Consider the following 21346-nt stretch of genomic DNA (forward strand, 5'->3'; position numbering starts at 1 on the left):
ATGTCTCCAGATTCGGTGCCTCTGCCGCTCCGAGATGACGATGGTCATGTCGTCGGTGAGCTGTTGATCGCCAATCTGCCGGATCGGCACGATATCACGGTCTCGGCGCGTGGTGACTTCGCGCTGCGTGAAGCGGCGACGTACCGCTACGAAATATCTACCGACGCAACGCGTGTCGAAGTCGAGCCGCGCGAGTTGTTCGATGCTGATGATGCCAGTTGGAAGCACGGCAGGCTACGACCCGGTCAAGCCGTTGGGCGTCTCCGGATCATGGTCGTTGATTGTGCGAGGCGGTTAACAGGGACGACCGAGGTGGACGTAGTGGCCGTCAAGCTAAGCCACGAGACTGAGTATCGCCAGATGCTGACAGACGTATCCTCGTTCGCCGCCGAGGCAGTGTTGCAGGGATTCGCACCAGGCATGTTGGACCTAGAGCCGAGTGAATTGCCTGCCGAACTTCTATACGTCCGCTTCGCGATGATCGCGGCGCACCTTCAGGATCCGGCCTTCGAAGCTGCAATTGCGCGTATCACCTCGCAGCCCCATCGCACATGGGTGTCTGAGCAAGAGGTGCGTCCGATTGGATCACCGTTTCCAGCCGGGGCCGCTTTTCGTCGTGCAGTTTGCGCGCCCGGTCGACGGGTGCCGTGGACGGGTGGCTCGGCCACACTCACAACTTTGCCTGCGGCGCTCACTCGTGATCGCGCCGAAGCGAGCGTCGACAACTCCGCTAACCAGTTCGTCAAGTTTGCGTTGGAGCGTTGGCGAGGCGTCGCGCTGGAATTGTTGGACGGGCTATCGCTAGCTTCGCAGAAGGTCGAGTCAGGGCCGCTGCGCCGTGGTCAGCAGACCGCGGCTGACGTTGGTTCTCAATTGGACGCATACCTAGCGCACCCGCTCTTCCGCGAGGTGAGCTCCTTGCGGAGAATGCCGACGTCGGACCAGGTGTTACTCAAACGTGAGGGATACCGCGAGGTCTTCCGAACGTTTGCGATGACTGAGTCGGGTCCTACGCTGCGCATTGATCGCGGGCGCATGACCGACGTCTTCGCAGCCTCGCAACGCAACATCGCAACGCTCTATGAGTTCTGGTGTTTTCTTGCGGTGGTGGATTCACTCGGGCGAGTTTGCGGGAAAGAGCAGACAGCGCGGGCCTTCACTGCCGCTGGAGATGGGCTCTCCATGACTATGCGGTCAGGCCACGCGTCGAAGTTGTCGTGGTCGGTCCGACGAGGAGGCCGATCACTGCGTGTCGAGGTCTTCTTCAATCGAACCTTCGCTGGCGCAGACGACCAACGTGGCTCCTGGAGCCAAGCCATGCGTCCCGACTGCTCGGTTTGCATTCGACCAGAAGGCAGCACACCTTCGCGGGTTTCTACGGAAGAGCTCGAGGTCTGGCTGCATTTCGATGCGAAGTACCGTGTCGACAATCTGCTCGCGCAGCTGACACCAACCCCCGTTTCAGATGAGTTGTCTTGGGATTCAGCGGCGTCTGGCGGCGCCAAGCGCGACGACCTGCTCAAGATGCACGCGTACCGGGACGCGATTTCGCGAACGGCGGGAGCGTATGTCCTGTATCCGGGATCAGAGATCAAGGACATTCGAAGACATCCCGGCTTCAAAGAAGTGTTGCCGGGTCTCGGTGCCTTCCCACTCAGGCCGAGTAGCGACGGCCTGCCATCGTCATCGGAGGCGCTCGACCACTTCTTCAGTGATGTGCTTAGACATGTCGCTAGTCAAGTCACGCGCAACGAGCGGCATCGTTTTTGGACCGCCACTGTGCACCGACCTGGTGAGCCCACCCTCACCTCATCGCTGACAACGGACTTTCTGGACGAACCCCCTGCAGATACGGATGTGCTTCTCGGGTTCGTCCGAAGTGTCGAGCACCGTCGATGGATAGAACAGTTGCGGCAGTACAACATTCGTGCGGGAGATCGGGCTGGCGCCGTCGAAATCGGCGGGCGAGAACTTGGTGCCCAGCTTCTTCTCCTGTACGAGAACCGGAACGGCTCCCTTCATGTGGCCGGCGCTGCAAAGGTAGCCCGCTGGCGTCCGGCGACGGCAGCCGACTTGTTGGCCACTGGATACCCCAGCCCTCGAGGTGATATCTACTTCGTAGCCGACTTAGTGTTCGTCGAACTTCTGCCCACATGGGCCGACTCGATCGACCTCGAGCTTCTGACATCGAAGGTCCGAGACGGGGCGCCAATTGTTGTGACCTGGTGGGACGTCGTCCGAGCAGCGTCGATCGTCGAGTCTGAGCCCTGACTACGGCCGCGGCGGCAATGCCGAAAGCCACCCATCCGAAAGCAACTCCAGCAGCTGCCCGTCCGGATCCCGAATCATCGCCATCGCCTCGGTCACCGTCCCGTCAATCACCGCTCCCCCAAACTCCGCCACTCGAGCCAGCGCGCCGACAAGATCCGACACCGAGAACGAGATGTGTGTCAGCCCAACCTGATCCATGACGCGTTCCGACCCGGCGTGAACCTGACGCTTCGAGTAGTCCATCAACTCGAGCACTAACCCGTCACGCACCAAATAGCTCGCGTGCACCCCGAGCGGCTCGGGAAGCTGCACCAGCTTGGACGTCGGTCCGTCGGGCGGATCAAGCTCCCACCAGAACTGAAACCCCAGCACATTCTCGTAGAACCGTCGCGACCGCTCCCGATCGGAGACGCACAATCCGACGTGGTTGAAGGTCGTCCGGTGACTACTCATCGCGGCCTTTCTCGACACAACCCCGAGCGCAATAATGCAAAGATAGTGTAAAAAGCCGCGAGCCACGGTGGAGGATCGACCAGATGGCAACCCGAACCGACGTCAGCGACGACGCCATCGTCGACTTCGACCACCACTCCGACGCGTTCAACCTCAACGAGCTGGCCATCAACAAAGAGCTCAGACAAAAATGCCCCGTCGCCTGGAACGAGAACTACGGCGGCTTCTGGTACCTCAGCAGCTACGACGCGGTCAGCCGGACGGCGCGAGACGGCGACACCTTCGCCCACAAGTACGAGCCCAACTCACAAGACGGCGTCGACTACCAGGGCGAGATGGGCGTCCCCCGCCCCGAAGGCCAGCCGGCCCTGGGCATCGGCGAGGTCGACGGCCCCTACCACCAGGCACTCCGGCATGCCCTCGCCCCCTTCTTCTCCCCCGGCGCCGTCCAAAAGCTCAAGCCGTTCATGGACCAGAAGGCCCACGAGTTCCTCGACCAAAATGCCGCCCAAGGACAGATGGACCTCGTCCTCGACTACGCCAGCCCGGTCCCGGCCATCCTCACCATGAAGTTGATGGGCCTGCCCCTCGACAACTGGCACCTCTACGCCCACCTCTTCCACTCCGTCATGGCCGTACCGCAGGACAGCCCGGAGTACCTCGACGCCATCGGCAAGGTCCCGAAGATGATGGAAGAGGTCCTCGAGTACGCGGCCAGCAGACGGGCCAAACCGACCGACGACCTCACCAGCTTCCTCCTTCAGTTCGAGTTCGACGGCCACCGACTCACCGACGAACAGCTGCTCAACATCCTCTGGAACCTCATCGGCGGCGGGGTCGACACCACCACTTCCCAAACCGCGCTCACGCTCCACCACCTGGGCACCCACCCTGCCCTGAGACAGCAACTCATCGACCACCCCGAGCTCTACCGCACCGCCACCGACGAATTCCTGCGCTACTTCTCGGTCAACCAAACCCTCAGCCGCACAGTCACTCACGACGTCGAACTCAACGGCCAACGCCTGAGAAAAAACGATAGAGTCGTCATCAGCTGGCTCTCCGCCAACCACGACGAGAAAGAATTCGAAAAGCCCGACGAGATCATCCTGGACCGCGCGCCCAACCGCCACGTCGCCTTCGGGCTCGGGCCGCACCGCTGCATCGGCTCACACCTGGCCAGACTGATGGCCGAAGTCATGGTGAAAGCGGTCCTCGACCGCATCCCCGACTACCAAGTCGACGTCGCGAACGTCCAGCAATACCTCGGCAACCCGAGCATGACGGGCCTGGGCACGCTGCCGGTCACCTTCACCCCCGGAGCGAAACGAGGCTAGATGCCCGCCAACCCGATGACGCACATGCTGGGCCCGTTCACCCGCACCGGCGGCTTCTACGCCCGCTCCTGGGGCACCTACCTCGACCGTCAGCCCGACGAGCTACCCGTCGCCCGGCCCACCATCGCCCTTGCGGCGCAGGCATTCCGCGACGAAATCCTGCTGGCCGGCTTCAGCCTGCTGCGCCGAGCCCCGGACGCCCGAACGCTGGAACGGATCAACACCGAGGTCGTTGCGGCACAAGACTTCTACAATGACAAGGGCTGGCTCGACAACGCGGACGGTTTCTTCGCCCCGCCCCCACCGCTGACCGACGTCACTGTCAAACCCGTCACCGCCATGGGACGCCGCTACGAACGCATCAGCTTCGACAGCGGCTACGAGCCGCACGAAGGCGAACCCGGTCGGGACCGTTGGCGCAGCTACGCGGGCAACAACCGCGAATACGCCCTGATGTTCCGGCACCGCCGGCCGCGGCCCTGGCTGGTCTGCATCCACGGCGCCGAGATGGGACGAGCCGCGCTGGACCCGATGCTGTTTCACGCCTGGCACCTATACCGGAATCTCGACCTCAACATCGTGCTCCCGGTACTCCCCCTGCACGGCCCCCGGGCAACCGGCGGCCCGAAGTTCCCCAGCGAGGACGTGCTCGACGACGTCCACGGCGCCGCCCAGGCGGTCTGGGACATCCGCCGGCTCATCACCTGGATCCGCGCGCAACAGCCCGACGCCAAGATCGGCGTCAACGGCATCTCCCTCGGCGGCCTGATCTCGTCGCTGGTCGCCAGCGTCGACGACGGCCTCACCTGCGCCATCCTGGGCGTGCCGGCCGTCGACCTGGTGAACCTGGTCGGCCGCCACGCCGGCCTCAGCGGCCACGCCGCCTTGCGCCACACGATGAACGCGGCCAAGCCCCTCGGCCGGATGATCTCCCCGCTGGCGCTCACGCCGCGCGTGCCGCAAGAGGGCCGCTTCATCTACGCCGGCCTCGCCGACCGGCTGGTGCACCCGCGCGACCAGGTGACCCGGCTCTGGGAGCACTGGGGCAAACCCGAAATCCAGTGGTACCCAGGCGGTCACACCGGATTCTTCGGCTCGCGGCCCGTGCAGCGCTTCATCGACGCCGCGCTCGTGCAGTCGGGTCTGGCCGACAAGAGATGACCGCCTCCTACCTGAGATGGATCGCGGCGAACGCGGCCAGGCCGCTGGTCCATGCCTATCGGCGCACCGGCGCCGACCTGCCCTTCGGCGATCCGGTGCCCACGCACGGCACCGAAATGGAGGGCTGGTTCTGGCGCCTCACCGATGCCGCGTCGGGTCGCGTCGTCGTCGCGCTGTGCAGCGTCAACCGGAATCCAACCGGGGACTGGGCCACCGTGGCGGTCGCGCTGCATCCCGGCGGCGTGGTGCGCTCCGCGGCCATGGACGGCGCCCACGCCGAATCGTCCGACTTCTCCGTGCGCGCCGGGACCGCTCCCGACTGCCGTCTGGCGGCGAGCACCGATTGGCTCCGGATCGACCTCGATGGCATCCACCTGCACCTGCATTTCACCGATCCGTTCAACTGGCCGAAGGCCTTCGGCGGCGGCGGCGTCTTCTCATCGGTCCCGTTTCTCAACCAATACTGGCATCCCTACCGCCTCGGCGGAAAAGCCACCGGCACAGTCAAATTCGGCGGAGACACCTGGTCGTTCAGTGACGCCCGGCTGTACACGGAACGCAACTGGGGTGCGGGCTTCCCCGAGCGCTGGTGGTGGGGTCAGGCCCACGATTTTGGCGACGCCGACGTCTCGGTCGCGTTCTCGGGCGGCCTTCTTCAGCTCGGCCCGATCAGCAGGGATGTCACCGGAGTCGTCGTGCGCCTCGGCGACCGCGTCATCCGGGTAACCCCGCCGGCGCCCGTTCGATCAGATGTCGCCGACGGGCGCTGGACCATAAAGGCACGCACACCCCGCTACCGCATTGACCTGGACGGAGACGGCACCCGCGCGGATCCGCACGTCCTACCGGTGCCGTTACCCGCGCAGCGGCGCAACATCGACACCGACTTCGAACACCTCGCCGGCCGATTACGTTGCAGAGTAAGGGAATACGGCCGGGTGGTGTTCGACGGCACCTGCGAGCTGGCCGGCCTGGAGGTCGGCAGCCGGCCGGCCTAGACCGACTCGCGCCTCGGTTTGTCGCGATGAGGCGGGCAAATTGTGTGCCGGCTCTTTCGCCTCCCCTTAGGCGTGGCGCTATGCCTTGGCCTTCGTTCTTGTGCGCGCGGCGGCTGGCCTCTCGCCGTTAGACCGCACGGATGCACGCTTCCCCTTGCGTGGCGGGATGGTCCCGGGCACCGGGTCGAACGCGGCGGGATCGGCCAGGTACGCGCGGAAGATGCCAGCCATCGTCGCCGCCTGGTAGCCGTCGACGAACCGGTGATCCAGGCCGATCGACAACGGAAGCACCGGACGCACGACAGGTTTGCCGCCGAGCGCCAACACCTTGTCCTTCACCGCGCCGATCATGATCCCGAGGGGCACGTGGCAGAACGTCGGCCATGGGGCGGCGGCCGTGTCGAGGCCGTAGGTGCCCACATTGCTCACGAGGATCGAGCCGTATGGGCGAGCCTCCAGCCCAAGGAAGGGAATGGGCAATTGCAGGGTCTCGGTGATGAAGCCCATCGCATCCATCACCGGGCGAAGCAGCAACGGCGGCAGCCCCTTGACCAACGCCTTGCTCTGCTTGAACTGCGGATCTTCGTCGTGGCGAATGCGCCCGACATGATCGGCGAGTTCCTTGGCGATCACCCAGGGCGGTTTCTCGTTGACGCGACGCACCACGGTGCCCGACAGATCGGTGCCCGCAGCTTCCGCTCCGCTGACGAGGTCCGTCCGCAGCGATACCACGAAGAAGCAGTCGACGGTCGGGGATGGCAGAAAGCCGCCGAACACGACCCGGCCGTTAAGACCCGGCAGCGCTTCGATGACCTTGCCGGCAGCCCTGCCGACCAGGTCCATGGGGGTGACGTGCTGGCCCGTCGCCTCGCGGACCTGGTGCAGGTACTCGAGCAGCTGCGCCGCTTCGATATCGATCGTCGCCCAAATGATCGGGTCTTTCCGCGGTCGCCAGGTGGCCATCGCGATCTTTCGCCAGACGGAGAACGGGATGACGGATGGAGTGGTCCACATGTTCGGAACTTCCTCTTCGAAGCAAGTACCCGAGTTTCCGCCCGAAGCCGCGGTGCGGGCAGAGGACAAGGTCCCCTTGTCGTTGGCAAACGACCTCGCGATGGCGAAGCCGAACACCCTCCGCCCGTGGCGATCAGGACGCGGTCGCGTACTGCAGCACCGGCTCCGACGAATCGACGTGGCTGCCGCTGATGATCCGCAGCCGATTCGGCCGCACCTCGTAAACCACGCCGTCGACCGGGTTGGTGACATCGAAACCGTCCCCCGCGCGCTCGGCGTTCGAGAGCTCGATGTGCGCGCCGTCGCTGATGCGCTCGCCGCGGTAGTAGTAACTGCCGCTGAGGTTTTGGCACACCACAGCGAGAGACTTGGCGGTGCGCACAACGGCCGCCGGCGGATTGCCCGGATCGCAGCGGGCCGTCTCGCCGACGAACCCCAGCCCGTCGGCACCCCGCACCGGAGCCGACAGCGTCGGCGTCTTGGGCGGCGGCGGGCTGGACGGCGCGGGACTAGAAGGCTTAGCGGCCGGTGGCTGCGCGCCGCCACCCACCAAAGCCGACACCAGCGCCACCAGAAGCCCAACGACCACCAGCGCCACCGCCGCCCCGGTCACCACCAGCGGCCCGCGGCCACCAAAAGGCTTGCGCGGTAGCCGCACTGGTTCGTCAACCGGGTACGGGGTGTACCCGGTGTCGTCCGGGTTCGGATACACCGCCTCGAACGGCCGGGTGCCAAGGGGCCCAGCGCCCGCGCCCACCGCCACCGGCTCGTACACCTCGGACACGGCCTCACTGGCCGCCCGGGCGAGTTCGCCCGCGGAAGCGAACCGCGCGGTCCGCTGTTTGGCCATGCCGCGGGCGATCACGTCGTCGAAGGGCCGGCCCACGCCGCGGCGCATGATGCTGGGCCGCGGCGCCGGCGACAACAGGTGTGCGCTCTTCAGCTCCTCCGCGCCGCCTTCGAACGGCGGCTGGCCGGTGAGGCATTCGTAGAGCAGGCAGGCCAGGGAGTACACGTCGGTCTGCGGGCCCACCCGGCCAGTGGTGAACCGTTCGGGCGCCATGTAGACGCGTGAACCGTCCCCCACACCGAAGTCGACCAGATACGCGAAGTGATCGGGCGTCAGCAGCACGTGCTCCGGCCGGACGCCCAGATGCACCAGTCCGGCGGCGTGCGCGGCGTCCAGCGCGCGGGCCACCTGCGCGACGATCGACGCGGCGCGCGGCGCTTCCAGCGGCCCCCGCTCGCGCAGCAGGTCCCGCAGGCTGCCGCCCTCGATCAGCTGCATGTCGACGAAGAACACCCCGTCGATCGAACCGAAGTCGTGCACCGGGATGACGTGGGGCTCCCGCAACCGTGCGGCAATGCCGCATTCGCGCAGAAACCGTTGCTGGAAGCCATCTTCGGCCGCCATCGCGGCAGGCAACAGCTTGACCGCGACCGTCCGGTCCTTAACCGTGTCGTACGCCCGATAGACCTCGCCGGTTGCGCCCGTCCCGATCAGTGAGCGCAGCTCGTAGGGGCCAAAACGGGTGCCGAGCCGCGAGGTCAATGGGCAGTCCTTTCGCTGGGCGGAACAGGTCCAGCCCGGCGGGTTCCCATATTGGCCGCGGACGTAACGTGCGGCGGCTCACGCGTGCGGCGGCACGGGGCACCAGAACAGGCCGCAGTTGAAGTTGGGCGGGCCGGCCGGCCGTGGGTGCGGGGTGGCGTTGATCGGGCCGCTCGGCCACCCGTAGACGGCCCCGCTGTCGGCGTCGACCACGCCGCGGTAGTCGTAGTAGTAGAGGTGGCACACGCCCATGTCCCAGTTGATGAAGTTGTCCGGGACGCGCTCGCCCGGGCACCACTTGCCGCACGTGTGCCCGGCCGGGCAGTTCCCGCCGACGTGGCCGTACGGGTCGGCCTGCGCGGCGCCGGCGGCAAACCCCGCGCCGATACCGGCCGCCAGCAGCGCGCCGGCCATCCACTTCTTGTTCATCCGACAAGCACACAACAAATCGCCGGCTACCGATCCCATATCGGCTCAGCCTCCGTGGCCGCCCTTGTGCTTGGGGCCCCCGCGACCGGGCGGCGGCGCTGGGGCCGGCTCCGTGCTGCTGCTGGGTGTGGTGGTGGCGGTGGTCGTCGGTGGCGGCGCAGGCGTCGTGGTGGTCGTCGTGGGCGTCGGCGGCGGCGCCGAGAACGGCGGATCGATGGCCAGCAGCAGGAGCGCCAACAGGAACGCGGCGATGATGCCCGCGATCCACCACTTGCGCCGGGGACTTTCCGGCTGCAGGGACGCGGCGGCGGGCGTGTAGGTCAGCACGGCGGGCGGCGGCGCCTCCATGACCCGGGTGCCGGTGGGCATCACCGGCGGCGGGGCGCCGAGCAGCGCGGCCCGCATCGTGCCGGCCTGGTCAAACCGCGACGCGGGCTCGCGCGCCATCGCGCGTTCGATCGCGGCTGCGAGGGGCGGTGGCACGTCCGGTCGCAGCGCCGCGATCGGCGGCGGCGAGTCGTGCAGGATCGCGTGGGCCAGCGCGCCCAGGTCCTCCTGCGGGAACGGCCGGCGCCCGGTCAGCGCCTCGTAACCGACCACACCGACGGCGTAGAGGTCGTCGACCACGGTGGCCGGTTTGGACGTCAGCCGTTCGGGGCTCAGATAGGCCATGCTGCCGACGACTTCGCCCGCCCTCGTGTAGGCGGCGCCGGCCGTCTTGGCGATGCCGAAGTCGGCGAGCTTGGGTTCGCCGGTGGCGGTGAACAGGATGTTGCCGGGCTTGACGTCGCGGTGCAGGATACCGGCGTGATGCGCCTCGGCCAGCGCGTCCAGGACGCCGTCGAGGACGGCGTGCACGAACGGCGGCGGCAGCGGCCCGCGGGCGATGTGGTCGGCCAGCGACACACCCGGCAGCCGCTCCATGACGATGAAAGGCAACCCCTGATGCTCGCCGACGTCGTGGACGACCACGACGTGCCGCCCGGTCAGCCGCGCGGCGGCGCGTGCCTCGGTGTCGAACCGCAGACGGCTGTCGGGCCGGTCCGCGACCCCGGGATAGAGCAGCTTGATGGCGACGGGCCGGCCCAATTTGCGGTCCCAGCCGTCACGCACCTCGGCCATCGCCCCGCGGCCGAGGACCCCGCGCAGCTCGTACCGGCCGTCGCCAAGGAGACCGCCCGGCGCCGGAGGCACTTCACCGCGGTGAGGTTGAGTTCCTTGGAGGTCCGTGTCGATCTCCTGTCGGAAAGCTGGCTGGCCTGATTCCGAGTAACCACCCCGTGCGGAATCGAAACTAGCTACTCGACAGGCGTCAAACAGCAGGCGGTTTCTGGACCGCTCCCGCGTACTCGCCGACGAACCCATTCCCCAGCCACCACCGCGGCTCGGTGTGCTCGAAGATTTCCTCGCCGAGGGCGCGCGTGCGCACCGACTTCTTGACGGGAAACGGGTTCATCCCCGACTTGTATTCGACCCCGACCATGGCGGGGGCGCCGGGGCGGTCTCGCCGGCGCAGCAGCTCGAAGCCGGCCCGCTGCAGCAGGGCGTTCAGCTCGGCGGGGCGGGGGAATCGGCGGAAGTCGTGGTTCGGCTTGTGCAGACCGAACACGAACAGCGGCCCGACGGTCACGAAACACAGCCAGGTGCACACGTTGCGATCCGGCGCGACGTAGAACATCCGGCCGCCCGGCTTGAGCGCACGGAACACGGTCTCCATCAGGCGGCGGTGCTCGGTGCAGTGGTCGAGCACCCCGTGCAGGTAGACCAGGTCGAAGCGGTTGTCCCCCAACACCTCCGGGTCACGCGCGTCGCCGACGACGAAACTCACCCCCGCTCGGTCGGCGAAGCGCCTGCGGGCGGCGTCGATCGACTTGTAATCGACGTCGACGCCCACGACATCCCAGCCGCCCAACTCCGGATATCGGTCGAGCAATCCTTCGATCGCCCCGCCGGCGCCGCAACCGACCACCGCCATTCTCGGCCGCTGACCGTCGACGGGCGGGAGGTAGTCGCGCAGGAAATCCCATGCCGCGTAGTCGATCTCGCCGACGAGCTCGGCGGTGAAGCGCCACTGGTCGCTCACCTCGGCGTTGGAGAAGTAGCGCACCCCGCGCTCGATCGTGCCGTTGCTGATCCGCATGAGCAGGCGGTCGATCGCCGAATAGCGGTATTCGGGCTCGCCCGCCGCATCGTTGGCCCGTTCGCGCTCGAGGAACTCGAAGAAACGCCGCTCCTCTGCTTCGATCGGCGGCTGCCACGACTTCGCGTGCCCGAGCACGCGTTCGGAAATCCACGAGTCGATCACGCGGCTGTACACGACCGTGTCGAACAGCATCAGCTGGTGGCCGCCGCCGGGCATCATGAAGAAGTCCTTGGGCCCTCCGATCCGCTCGAAGCAGGCTCGGCAGTGTTCGGCACCGACGATTTCGTCGTGTTCCCCGCACGTGACCAGGACGGGTTTCGTGTTGGCGGCGGCCGGTTTTGGTGGCACGTAGTTGAACACCGAGTGGTAGCTCTTGAGCCCGTACCGCCAGACGTAGAACGGGTCCTTCCTCTTCGTGTCCAGCAGCCCGGGGTCTTCCTGGTAAGCGGCCTTGAAGTCGATGACCCGCCGCAGCGGGACCCGCACCCGATCGCCCAGCTTTTCCGCCGCCCACTTCGCCGGGCGCGACCGGAACAGCCGGATGGCCGGGCTCATCGGCGCCTCGTGGTTCAGCAAGATGTTCATGCACACCCCGGCTGTTACGGCCGGGCACGCGTCCAGCGCGTGGAACGCGACCTCGCCACCCTGGCTCGCGCCGTGCAGGACGACCGGGAGGGACGTGCGCCGCGCCGCGTAATCGGTGACGGCCCTGGTGTCTTCGAGGAAGTCCTCGAAGCTGAACACGCCCGGCTCGCCTTCCGTGCGGCCGTGGCCGGTCAGGTCGAACGCATAGACGGCCGCCCGATAATTGCGGCGCATGTGCTCGGCGAACGCGTCGTAACTCTCGCTGTTCCCCGCAGTGCCGTGCAGCAGCACCAGGACGTAGTCCGCCTGGTCGTTGTCGTAGCGGCGCACGAAGATTCGCTTGCCGCCGGATCCGGTGACGGCGTCTTCGACCATCGGTTGCACGGTGAGGTTGGCGGTCATCGCCTTTCCAATCCTTCGGTGATGCGGGCGGCGAGCATCTGGGCGAACACGTCGAAGTCGCGCCGAAAGCCCGCCGTGTCGGATACGAACGGACGCTGCATGGACATACCCAGCAGCACGGTTTCGAAAAGGCGCACCGACTCGTCGATCAAGGGTTGCGGTGCATCGTCGCCCGCGATGCTGCGCAGCGCCTGCGCGAGCTGCCGGCGCTGGGTGTCGCGATAGTCGACATACGCGGTCCGCAAGAACTCGTTGTGGTTGGCGGCCGCGGCGAACTCGACCATGAACATGACCGCGTCGATGTTGTCGATGAACAGGGCGTACATCAGGCCGGCCGCCTCGATCAGGCCCTCGCGCACCGACATCCCGTGCGGCAGCCGGCCCGACGCCGTGGCGAACATGCGCTTGGCCATGTCGTCGATGGCCGCCTGGAACAGCTTTTCCTTGGTCTCGAAGTGATAGTGCAGCAGCGTCTGCGAGACGCCGGCCCGCGTCGAGATCAGCTTCATCGAGGACTTTTCGTAGCCGAACTCGCAGAAGCACTCGATCGTCGTCTGCAGGATTCGCTGCCGGGCGGCGCCGGCAGGTACCTCGGACTTCGACACCGTCACGGTCACCCCGCCAGGATACTAACTGATCGATCAGTCAGGCAAGGGTGGCGCGATACGCTGTCAGTCGATGCGACCGAAAATCACGTTGACCTTCGACAACGGCCCGACCCCCGGCGTCACGGACGAAGTTCTCGACGCCCTGGCCCAGCGTCAGATGGCGGCCATCTTCTTCGTCGTCGGCGAGCAGGTCCGCTCCCCCAACGGGCATCGGTTACTCGAGCGGGCCGTGCGCGACGGGCACCGGATCGGCAACCACTCCCTCACCCACGGCCGACCCCTCGGCGAGCTCTCCCCGGCGGAGACCCTGCACGAGATCCGCAGCACCCAAGAGCTTTTGGACGCTGTCGGCGACACCGACCGCTACTTCCGGCCGTGGGGAACCGAGGGCGCACTGGAACGGCGCTGCCTGAACCCGACGGCGATCGACTACCTCCTCGCGGAGAAGTACACCTGCGTGCTGTGGAACAGCGTGCCCCGCGACTGGGCGGACCCGAGCGGCTGGGTGAACCGGGCGCTCGCCGACACCGAGGGCCAACGGCACACCGTGGTCGTGCTGCACGACCTGCCCACCGGCGCGATGGAGCACCTACCCAGGTTCCTCGACGGGCTCGGCGGCGTGGACGTCACCACCGACCTTCCCGACGACTGTGTGCCGATCGTCCAGGGTCGGCTGCGAGCAGCCATCGATCACCTCACTCCGGCGATAGGGTGAATCCTCATGAGCGACATGACGGCGCGGTTCGCCGAGATCGTCGGCCAGCACAACCTGCTGACCGGTGACGCCATCCCCGAGGACTACTGGCACGACGAGGTGCTGACCAAGCCGCCACAACGCCCCGCGTACGTCGCCAAACCGGCCAGCGCGGAAGCGGTTTCGCAGCTGCTGAAGGCCGCCTCGGACCACCACGTGCCCGTGACGGCCCGTGGATCCGGGACCGGGTTGTCGGGCGCGGCAATCCCACGGGCCGACGGGCTGCTGATCTCCTTCGAGCGAATGAACGCCGTACTGGAGGTCGACACCACCAACCAGGTCGCCGTCGTCCAACCCGGGGTGACGCTCACCGAACTGGACGCGGCCACCGCCGACACCGGCCTGCGCTACATGGTGCACCCCGGCGAGCTGTCGTCCAGCGTCGGCGGCAACGTCGGCACCAACGCCGGCGGGATGAACGCGGTCAAGTACGGCATCGCCCGCCAGAACGTGCTCGGGCTGCAGGCGGCGCTGCCGACCGGTGAGCTCATCCGCACCGGCGGCAAGATCGCCAAGATCTCCACCGGCTACGACCTCACCCAGCTCATTGTCGGCTCCGAGGGCACCCTGGCGCTGGCCACCGAGGTGACCGTCAAGCTGCACCCGCGACTCGACCACAACGCCGCCGTGCTCGCCCCGTTCGCCGACTTCGACCAGGTCATGACGGCGGTCCCCAAGATCGTGGGCAGCGGCCTCGCGCCCTACATCCTGGAGTACATCGACAACGTGACAATGGCCGCGCTGGTCCACACCCAGAACCTCGAGCTGGGCGTTCCCGACAGCGTCCGCGACAGCTGCGACGCGTATCTCGTTGTGGCGCTTGAGAACCGGACGGCGGACCGGCTGGACGAGGACGTCGAGAAAGCCGGCGAACTGCTTGCCGAGCTGGGCGCCGTGGACGCCTATGTGCTGGAAGGCGGTTCGGCGCGCAAGCTGATCGAGGCGCGGGAGAAGGCGTTCTGGACGCTGAAGGCCGTCGGCGCCGACGACCTCATCGACACCGTGGTGCCGCGCGGCGCGATGCCAAAATTCCTGTCCGCCGCCCGCGGATTGGCGGCGGCCGCCCCCGGCGCCGCGGCCGGCTGCGGGCACGCCGGCGACGGCAACGTGCACCTGGCCATCTTCTGCAAGGACCCGGACACCCGCAAGAAGCTGATGACCGACATCTTCGCGCTGGCAATGGAATTAGGCGGTGCCATCTCCGGCGAACACGGCCTGGGCCGCGCCAAGACACCGTACTACCTCGAACTCGAAGACCCGGTCAAGATCGACCTGATGCGCCGCATCAAGCACAGCTTCGACCCGGCGGGCATCCTCAACCCCGACGTCGTATTCGCGGGAACCTAGCCGATCACCGGGTAATGGCGCTGCGCCGCCAGCTCTTTCAGGCCCTTCTGCATCACCCAGCGCACGTGCGCGTCGACGCGCTTGACGTCGTGCGCGTCGGCGAACTTGGCGACGTTGATGGGCGGCAACACCTCGGTGACGAGCTTGGTGGGCAGCGGCATGTTGACCGGCGCGAGCACGCTGAGCCCGAACGGAAAGCCGAAAGTGATTGGCAGGATGTCGGTTCGGAAGAATTTGCGCTCCAGCTTGGTGAGCCGCAGCGCGCGGGACAGCCACCGGCCGCGGCTCACGAAGAACTGGCTCTCCTGCCCGCCGATGGAAATGGCGGGAACGACGGGCACGTTGGCCTCGATCGCCGTCGTGATGTAACCGGTGCGCCCGTCGAAGTCGATGGTGTTCTCCCGCAAGGTCGACCGGTAAACATCGAAGTCGCCGCCTGGGAAAACCAGCACCGGGGAACCGGAGGCCAAGGCCTTAGCGGCGTTCTCGCGCGTCGCCCGGATCACCCCCGTGCGCCGGAAGAAGTCAGCGGCGGGCCCGGCGAAGATGGTGTCGAAAGCGAGCGCGTACAGCGGGCGGTCATAGCCGTACTTGTCGTAGTAGTCGACGGCCAGCACCGACCAATCGAACGTCGTCATGCCGCCGGAATGATTCCCCACCAACAGCGACGCCCCGGGCGGGATGTTGTCCAGGCCCCGCACCTCGGACCGGAAATAGTGCTTCACGATCGGGCGGGTCAGCGCGACGACATGCTCGGTCAGGTCGCGGTCCCATTTGTCGACGTCGGTCGAGTCGCTGTGGCTCATGTGTACCTCGCTCGCCGTTGAGCGTGAGCTGATGCTACGCCGCCGCTACGGTGACAACGCGCGTTTCGGTTGTCGCTACGAGGACGGATTCACATCCCGAAGTGGGTGCCCCGTACCGCCGCGACGGCCTCGGGCGGCCCGCTGACCTCGACGTGCGCCGCGCCCTGCCTGCCGAAGAGGTAGAGCAGCAGCTCCCCCGGCGGACCGCTGAGCAACGCCGGCGCCCCGGGCCGAACGGTCACCCGCTCGTCGGTGCCGGCCCATGCCACCTCGAGGCCGCAACCCCGCAGCCGCCGGCTCAGGAACCGGCCGCCGCGGCGGACGTTGCGCCACAACGCGGCCTCGACGTCGGGCGCCAACGCGCGGGGCCCGAGGCCGTTGGCCCGGCGGACGTCCTCGTGATGCACGAAGAACTCGTTGAGATTCGCCATCGCGCGCACCCACCCGATCCGGAAGAACCCGACGGGCGGACCGGATCGCACCCGTGCGACCAGCCGCGGGAAATCGGAACGACGGGCCAATGCGGCCCTGCGCCGCTCGGCGAACCCCGCAAAGGCGCCGGGCAGCACCAAACACGGCCCCGCAATGACATCGTGCTCACGCAACACCAAATGCGCGGCGAGATCGTGGGTGGTCCAGCCCGCCAGCAGCGTGGGCGCGGACGGGCCGAGTTCGGCGAGCAGATCGCACAGCGCACGGCGCTCGCGGGCGTCGGGCGTGGGCACCGAAAAGGAGGCCACAGCGGCAGATTACGGCAATCACGCTGGGCCGCAGGCCAATAAAGTGAACCGGAGCACACAACCAACGGTTGTGCCCTCACAACGGCCCGACCTCTACTCGCAAGGAGCTATTCCGGGCACTATGAAGCCATCAGACGTGGGCGCAACGAAGCGCCCGTCCCCTAAAGAAGACAACATCATCGCGTCGATGCCGCGGCCGGCAGCCCTGCAGCCCAGCACCGCGAAGGAGCACCCCATGACCACAGCACGTCCCGCCAAGACCCGCAGCGAGGGCCAGTGGTCGCTGGGCGACCGCGAGCCGCTCAACGACACCGAGAAGATCAAGAACGACGACGCGCCGCTCAACGTGCGCGACCGGATCATCAACGTCTACGCCCACCAGGGTTTCGACAGCATCGACCACTCCGATCTGCGCGGGCGCTTCCGCTGGATGGGCCTGTACACGCAGCGCGAGCAGGGCTACGACGGCAGCTGGACCGGCGACGACAACACCGACAAGATCGAAGCCAAGTACTTCATGATGCGCGTCCGCACGGACGGGAAGCCGTTGACGGCGCACGCGATGCGCACGCTCGGTCAGATCTCGACCGAATTCGCCCGCGACACCGCCGACATCAGCGACCGGGAAAACGTGCAGCTGCACTGGATTCGCATCGAGGACGTCCCCGAGATCTGGCGCCGCCTCGACGAAGTGGGATTGCAGACCACCGAGGCCTGTGGTGACTGCCCGCGCGGCATCCACGGTTCGCCGCTGGCCGGCGACTCGCTCGACGAGGTGCTCGACCCGTCACCCGCGATCGACGAGATCGTCCGGCGCTCCATGAACAACCCCGAATTCGCCAACCTGCCACGCAAATACAAGACCGCGGTCTCGGGCCTGCAGGACGTCTCGCACGAGACGCACGATGTCGCGTTCGTCGGCGTCAACCACCCCGAGCACGGGCCCGGCCTGGACCTGTGGGTGGGCGGCGGCCTGTCGACCAATCCGATGCTGGCCCAACGGGTCGGCGTATGGATCCCGCTGGACGAGGTCCCCGACGTGTGGGAGGCCGTCACCAAGGCGTTCCGCGACCACGGCTACCGGCGGCTGCGCGCCAAGGCCCGGCTGAAATTCCTGATCAAGGACTGGGGCGTCGAGAAGTTCCGCGAGGTCCTCGAGACCGAGTACCTGCACCGACGGCTCATCGACGGCCCGGCCCCCGAGCCGGTCAAGCAGACCATCGACCACGTCGGCGTGCAGAAGATCAAGAACGGGCACAACGCCATTGGCGTCGCCCCGATCGCCGGCCGCGTCTCGGGCACCACGCTGTCGGCGGTGGCCGACCTGATGGAGACGGTCGGCTCCGACCGGGCGCGGCTGACCCCGTTCCAGAAGCTGGTCATCCTCGACGTACCCGACGACCGGGTCGACGAGACGGTCGCCGCACTCGACGCCCTCGGCCTACCGTCGCGGCCCTCGGCGTGGCGCAAGAACACGATGGCCTGCACCGGCATCGAGTTCTGCAAGCTGTCCTTCGCCGAAACCCGGGTCCGCACCAAGACTTTGGTGCCCGAGCTGGAACAGCGCCTGGCCGACGTCGACTCCAGGCTGAACGTGCCGATCAGCGTTCACCTCAACGGATGCCCGAACTCGTGCGCGCGAATCCAGGTGGCCGACATCGGTTTCAAGGGCCAGTGGATCGACGACGGCGAGGGCAATTCGGTCGAGGGCTTCCAGGTGCACCTGGGCGGCGGCCTGGGCGAGGCGAGCGGCTTCGGCCGAAAGCTGCGCCAGCACAAGGTGACCAGCGACGAGCTCGGCGACTACATCGACCGGGTGACGCGCAACTTCCTCGAACGCCGGGAGGGCGACGAGACTTTCGCGTCCTGGGCGCTGCGCGCCGACGAGGCCGACCTGCGATAGGAGCTGAGGACCCGATGGTGGCGATCAACTTCACCAAGGAACAGCTGCGCAAGCTGGCCGAACGCGGCGCCGCCGAGATGGAGGACGCCGGCGCCGTCGACGTCCTGCGTTGGACCGACGAGCACTTCGGCGGAGCCGAGGGCTCGGGTTGCCAGTACGTGGTCGCCGCCAATATGCAAGACGCCGTGGTGGTTTCGCTCGCCGCCGAGGTGCGGCCCGGCGTGCCGGTGGTGTTCCTGGACACCGGCTACCACTTCGCCGAAACGATCGGCACCCGCGACGCGGTCGAGTCCGTCTACGACATCCACCTGCTCAACGTCACCCCCGAGCACACCGTGCAGCAGCAGGACGAACTGCTGGGCAAGGACCTGTTCGCCCGCGACCCCAACGAATGCTGCCGCCGGCGCAAGGTCCTCCCCCTGCGCCGCGCGCTGCGCGGCTACGCGGCCTGGGTCAGCGGCCTGCGCCGGGCGGAGGCCGCCACCCGCGCCGACGCGCCGCTGATCAGCTTCGACGAATCGTTCGAGCTGATCAAAATCAACCCCATCGCGGCCTGGACCGACGAGGACGTCCGGGACTACATCGAGCGCAACAACGTGCTGGTCAACCCGCTTGTCGACGAGGGCTACCCGTCCATTGGCTGCGCCCCCTGCACCGCCAAGCCGGCCGAGGGTGACGATCCTCGCAGTGGCCGCTGGCGGGGACGAAACAAGGTCGAATGCGGGTTACACGCCTCATGAGCACGCTGGTACTCACCGCCCACGGCAGCCGTGACCCCCGGTCGGGCGCCAACGCGCGCGCGGTGGCCGACCGGCTGGCGGGCATGCGCCCGGACCTCGACGTGCGGTTGGCGTTCCTCGAGCTCAACGAGCCGAACTTCGTCGACGTGCTGGCCGGCCTGCCGGACAGCCGTCGCGGCGTGGTGGCCCCGCTGTTGCTGGCCAGCGCCTACCACGCGCGCCTGGACATCCCGAAGCAGATCGTGAAGGCCGGGGCGCACGGCGTCCGGCAGGCCGACGTGCTCGGCGAGGACGAGCGGCTGGTGTCGGTGCTGCGCGAACGCCTGGCCGAGGTGGGGGTCTCCCCGCTCGACGAGGGGCTGGGCGTCATGGTCGTCGCGATCGGCTCGTCCAACACCGCCGCCAACGCCCGGACGTCGACGGTGGCGTCCCGGCTGGCCGTCGGCACCCGGTGGGTCGCGGCGACGACCGCGTTCGCCACCCGGCCCGAGGCGTCGGTGGCCCGCGCCGCCGCCCAGCTGCGCGGCGGCGGCGCGCGGCGGCTGGTCATCGCGCCGTGGTTCCTGGCGCCGGGCCTGCTCACCGACGGCGTCTCAACCTTCGCGCGGGACAACGCCATTCCGATGGCCGCGCCGCTGGGCGCGCACCGGCTGGTGGCCGAGACCGTGCTCGATCGCTACGACGAGGCGCTGGAGGCAGACGCCGCGGCCTGACGGCTGACGATGTGGCTCAACAGGTCTCGCACCGCCCCGGCCGGCGGAGTGCGCCCGCCCACCCAGATCGCGCGGAACTTGCGCCGTAGGTCCAACTTCGGGATGGTGACCGCGCTCAGTCGGCCGACCGCCAGGTCGTCGGCCACCGCCAGCCGGCTCATCGCCGCGGGCCCGGCGCCGGCGAGGACGGCGGCGCGCATCGCCGCCGCCGACGTCAGCTCCAGCACCGGGGGCGCCTGCTCCATGTCGTCGCCCAGCACGTGACGCAGCGCCTGGGTGAGCGAATCGCGGATGCCCGAATGCGGTTCGCGGGCCACCAGCGGGGTTTCCGCGAGTTCGCGGGCGGTCACCCCCCGCGCCCGCCGCGTCCACTTGTGACCGGGCGGCACCACGATCACCAGTTCGTCCTGCCCCACCACACAGGTGGCCAATCCCTTTGGCGTGCCGGGGTTTTCGACGAAGCCGAGGTCGACGCTGCCGCCGCGGTCGGCGGCGATGGCGTGCTCGCTGTTGGTGGCGGTCAAGATCACCTGCGGCGCCGCGCTTCCGCGCCGTGACGCCTCGGTCTGCAGGGACAGCAGCCAGTGCGGCATCAGCTGTTCGGAGATGGTCTGGCTGGCCGCCACCCTGATCCGCTCGCGCCCCTCCTTGCGCAGCGAGCCCATGCCCGCGTCGATCTCGGTGGCGACCTCGAGCAGCCGTCGGGCCCAGTCGGCGACGATCAGGCCCGCCGGGGTCAGCTGCGAGCCGCGCGTGGTCCGCACCGCCAGCGTGACGCCGATCTGGGCCTCCATCGACGCGAGGCGCCGCGAGATGGCCTGCTGGGTCAGCCCGAGTTCGCGCGCGGCGCGCCCCAGGCTGCCGGTCTCGGCGATCGCCAGGAACACCTCGAACGAGGCGAGCTCGGGCATCCGAGGGCTGAGCGGCATGGCGGATCACTCACAATCATTTCGTGTGACACAACGATAGCTTGTGACTCCACAACGCCGGTGCCTCTACTCGCCGATGGCTGGGCCAAGAACCATGGAGGCATGGCCTATGTGATCGCCGAACCCTGCGTCGACATCAAGGACAAGGCGTGCATCGAGGAATGCCCCGTCGACTGCATCTACGAGGGGGCGCGGATGCTCTACATCCACCCCGACGAGTGCGTCGACTGCGGCGCTTGTGAGCCGGTGTGCCCGGTCGAGTCCATCTACTACGAGGACGACCTGCCGGGCGAATACGGCGAGTACACGCAGATCAACGCCGACTTCTTCGCCGAACTCGGCTAGCCCGGCGGCGCGGCGAAGGTCGGGCTGACCGAGAACGACCCCGCCGCGGTCAAGAACCTGGAGAGCCGGGCCGAGGCCACGTAACCACCGGCCGCAGACGCTTTTCGTAAGGTGAG

At 67.6% G+C, this 21346-nt stretch carries 19 protein-coding genes and 1 pseudogene; 10 read left to right on the plus strand and 10 right to left on the minus strand.

Annotation, left to right across the window (positions count from 1 at the left end):
* Positions 1-2271: a DUF2357 domain-containing protein gene (locus A5730_RS24140; protein ID WP_082946701.1), complete on the plus strand. Its 2271-nt coding sequence runs from the start codon at positions 1-3 to the stop codon at positions 2269-2271.
* Here A5730_RS24140 and A5730_RS03640 read toward each other — a convergent pair whose 3' ends face one another.
* Complete coding sequence (locus tag A5730_RS03640) at positions 2272-2724, minus strand: VOC family protein (RefSeq protein WP_067895759.1); 453 nt, start codon at positions 2722-2724, stop codon at positions 2272-2274.
* An 83-nt stretch (positions 2725-2807) separates the two neighbouring features.
* On the opposite strand from A5730_RS03640, the gene A5730_RS03645 reads away from it, so the two are divergent.
* The 3 genes from A5730_RS03645 to A5730_RS03655 are packed head-to-tail and all read left to right on the plus strand — an operon-like array spanning position 2808 to position 6220.
* Positions 2808-4061 carry a cytochrome P450 gene (locus A5730_RS03645; protein ID WP_067895762.1) on the plus strand — a complete coding sequence of 418 codons (1254 nt, stop codon included), beginning with the start codon at positions 2808-2810 and terminating at the stop codon, positions 4059-4061.
* Positions 4062-5222, plus strand: coding sequence for an alpha/beta hydrolase (locus tag A5730_RS03650; RefSeq protein WP_067895765.1), 1161 nt, complete (start codon positions 4062-4064; stop codon positions 5220-5222).
* Positions 5219-6220: a tocopherol cyclase family protein gene (locus A5730_RS03655; protein WP_067895768.1), complete on the plus strand. Its 1002-nt coding sequence runs from the start codon at positions 5219-5221 to the stop codon at positions 6218-6220. The genes A5730_RS03650 and A5730_RS03655 overlap by 4 nt, the downstream gene beginning before the upstream one ends.
* Positions 6221-6298: 78 nt before the next feature.
* Here A5730_RS03655 and A5730_RS03660 read toward each other — a convergent pair whose 3' ends face one another.
* The 6 genes from A5730_RS03660 to A5730_RS03685 form a co-directional block, all read right to left on the minus strand.
* Positions 6299-7351: a 2-oxo acid dehydrogenase subunit E2 gene (locus tag A5730_RS03660; RefSeq protein ID WP_067895770.1), complete on the minus strand. Its 1053-nt coding sequence runs from the start codon at positions 7349-7351 to the stop codon at positions 6299-6301.
* 16 nt (positions 7352-7367) lie between these two features.
* Complete coding sequence (locus A5730_RS03665) at positions 7368-8786, minus strand: serine/threonine-protein kinase (protein ID WP_067895773.1); 1419 nt, start codon at positions 8784-8786, stop codon at positions 7368-7370.
* Between the two features lie 78 nt (positions 8787-8864).
* Complete coding sequence (locus A5730_RS03670; RefSeq protein ID WP_067895776.1) at positions 8865-9215, minus strand: hypothetical protein; 351 nt, start codon at positions 9213-9215, stop codon at positions 8865-8867.
* 45 nt (positions 9216-9260) lie between these two features.
* The gene (locus A5730_RS03675; protein WP_067895778.1) at positions 9261-10409 is read right to left on the minus strand and encodes a serine/threonine-protein kinase; all 1149 of its coding nucleotides are present in this window, start codon (positions 10407-10409) and stop codon (positions 9261-9263) included.
* Positions 10410-10527: 118 nt separating this feature from the next.
* On the minus strand, positions 10528-12345 hold the full coding sequence (locus A5730_RS03680) for an alpha/beta fold hydrolase (protein ID WP_067895781.1): 1818 nt from the start codon (positions 12343-12345) through the stop codon (positions 10528-10530).
* The gene (locus A5730_RS03685) at positions 12342-12962 is read right to left on the minus strand and encodes a TetR/AcrR family transcriptional regulator (protein WP_067895784.1); all 621 of its coding nucleotides are present in this window, start codon (positions 12960-12962) and stop codon (positions 12342-12344) included. The genes A5730_RS03680 and A5730_RS03685 overlap by 4 nt, the downstream gene beginning before the upstream one ends.
* A 61-nt stretch (positions 12963-13023) precedes the next feature.
* On the opposite strand from A5730_RS03685, the gene A5730_RS03690 reads away from it, so the two are divergent.
* Together A5730_RS03690 and A5730_RS03695 are read left to right on the plus strand one after the other, a co-directional pair.
* Positions 13024-13668 carry a polysaccharide deacetylase family protein gene (locus A5730_RS03690; protein ID WP_067895787.1) on the plus strand — a complete coding sequence of 215 codons (645 nt, stop codon included), beginning with the start codon at positions 13024-13026 and terminating at the stop codon, positions 13666-13668.
* 6 nt (positions 13669-13674) lie between these two features.
* Entirely contained in the window at positions 13675-15054 is a 1380-nt protein-coding gene (locus tag A5730_RS03695; protein ID WP_067895790.1) for an FAD-binding oxidoreductase, read from the plus strand.
* Here the strand turns inward: A5730_RS03695 and A5730_RS03700 are convergent.
* Both A5730_RS03700 and A5730_RS03705 read right to left on the minus strand, forming a co-directional pair.
* Positions 15051-15860 carry a lysophospholipid acyltransferase family protein gene (locus A5730_RS03700; RefSeq protein WP_067895792.1) on the minus strand — a complete coding sequence of 270 codons (810 nt, stop codon included), beginning with the start codon at positions 15858-15860 and terminating at the stop codon, positions 15051-15053. The genes A5730_RS03695 and A5730_RS03700 overlap by 4 nt on opposite strands.
* Positions 15861-15949: 89 nt before the next feature.
* Positions 15950-16600 (minus strand): TIGR03085 family metal-binding protein, encoded by a 651-nt coding sequence (locus tag A5730_RS03705; protein ID WP_231994618.1) that lies wholly within the window; start codon positions 16598-16600, stop codon positions 15950-15952.
* A gap of 235 nt (positions 16601-16835) precedes the next feature.
* On the opposite strand from A5730_RS03705, the gene A5730_RS03710 reads away from it, so the two are divergent.
* The 3 genes from A5730_RS03710 to A5730_RS03720 are packed head-to-tail and all read left to right on the plus strand — an operon-like array spanning position 16836 to position 19956.
* Positions 16836-18503: a nitrite/sulfite reductase gene (locus A5730_RS03710; protein ID WP_067895978.1), complete on the plus strand. Its 1668-nt coding sequence runs from the start codon at positions 16836-16838 to the stop codon at positions 18501-18503.
* A gap of 14 nt (positions 18504-18517) precedes the next feature.
* Entirely contained in the window at positions 18518-19243 is a 726-nt protein-coding gene (locus tag A5730_RS03715) for a phosphoadenylyl-sulfate reductase (RefSeq protein WP_067895795.1), read from the plus strand.
* Positions 19240-19956: a sirohydrochlorin chelatase gene (locus A5730_RS03720; protein WP_067895796.1), complete on the plus strand. Its 717-nt coding sequence runs from the start codon at positions 19240-19242 to the stop codon at positions 19954-19956. The genes A5730_RS03715 and A5730_RS03720 overlap by 4 nt, the downstream gene beginning before the upstream one ends.
* Here the strand turns inward: A5730_RS03720 and A5730_RS03725 are convergent.
* Positions 19920-20885, minus strand: a complete 966-nt coding sequence (locus tag A5730_RS03725; RefSeq protein WP_067895797.1) for a LysR family transcriptional regulator — start codon at positions 20883-20885, stop codon at positions 19920-19922. The genes A5730_RS03720 and A5730_RS03725 overlap by 37 nt on opposite strands.
* 102 nt (positions 20886-20987) lie before the next feature.
* Here A5730_RS03725 and fdxA point away from each other — a divergent pair.
* Positions 20988-21314 (plus strand): annotated as a pseudogene (gene fdxA, locus A5730_RS03730) (ferredoxin).
* Positions 21315-21346: the final 32 nt, after the last annotated feature.

The organism is Mycobacterium sp. ACS4054 (assembly GCF_001667275.1).
Lineage (GTDB): Bacteria > Actinomycetota > Actinomycetes > Mycobacteriales > Mycobacteriaceae > Mycobacterium.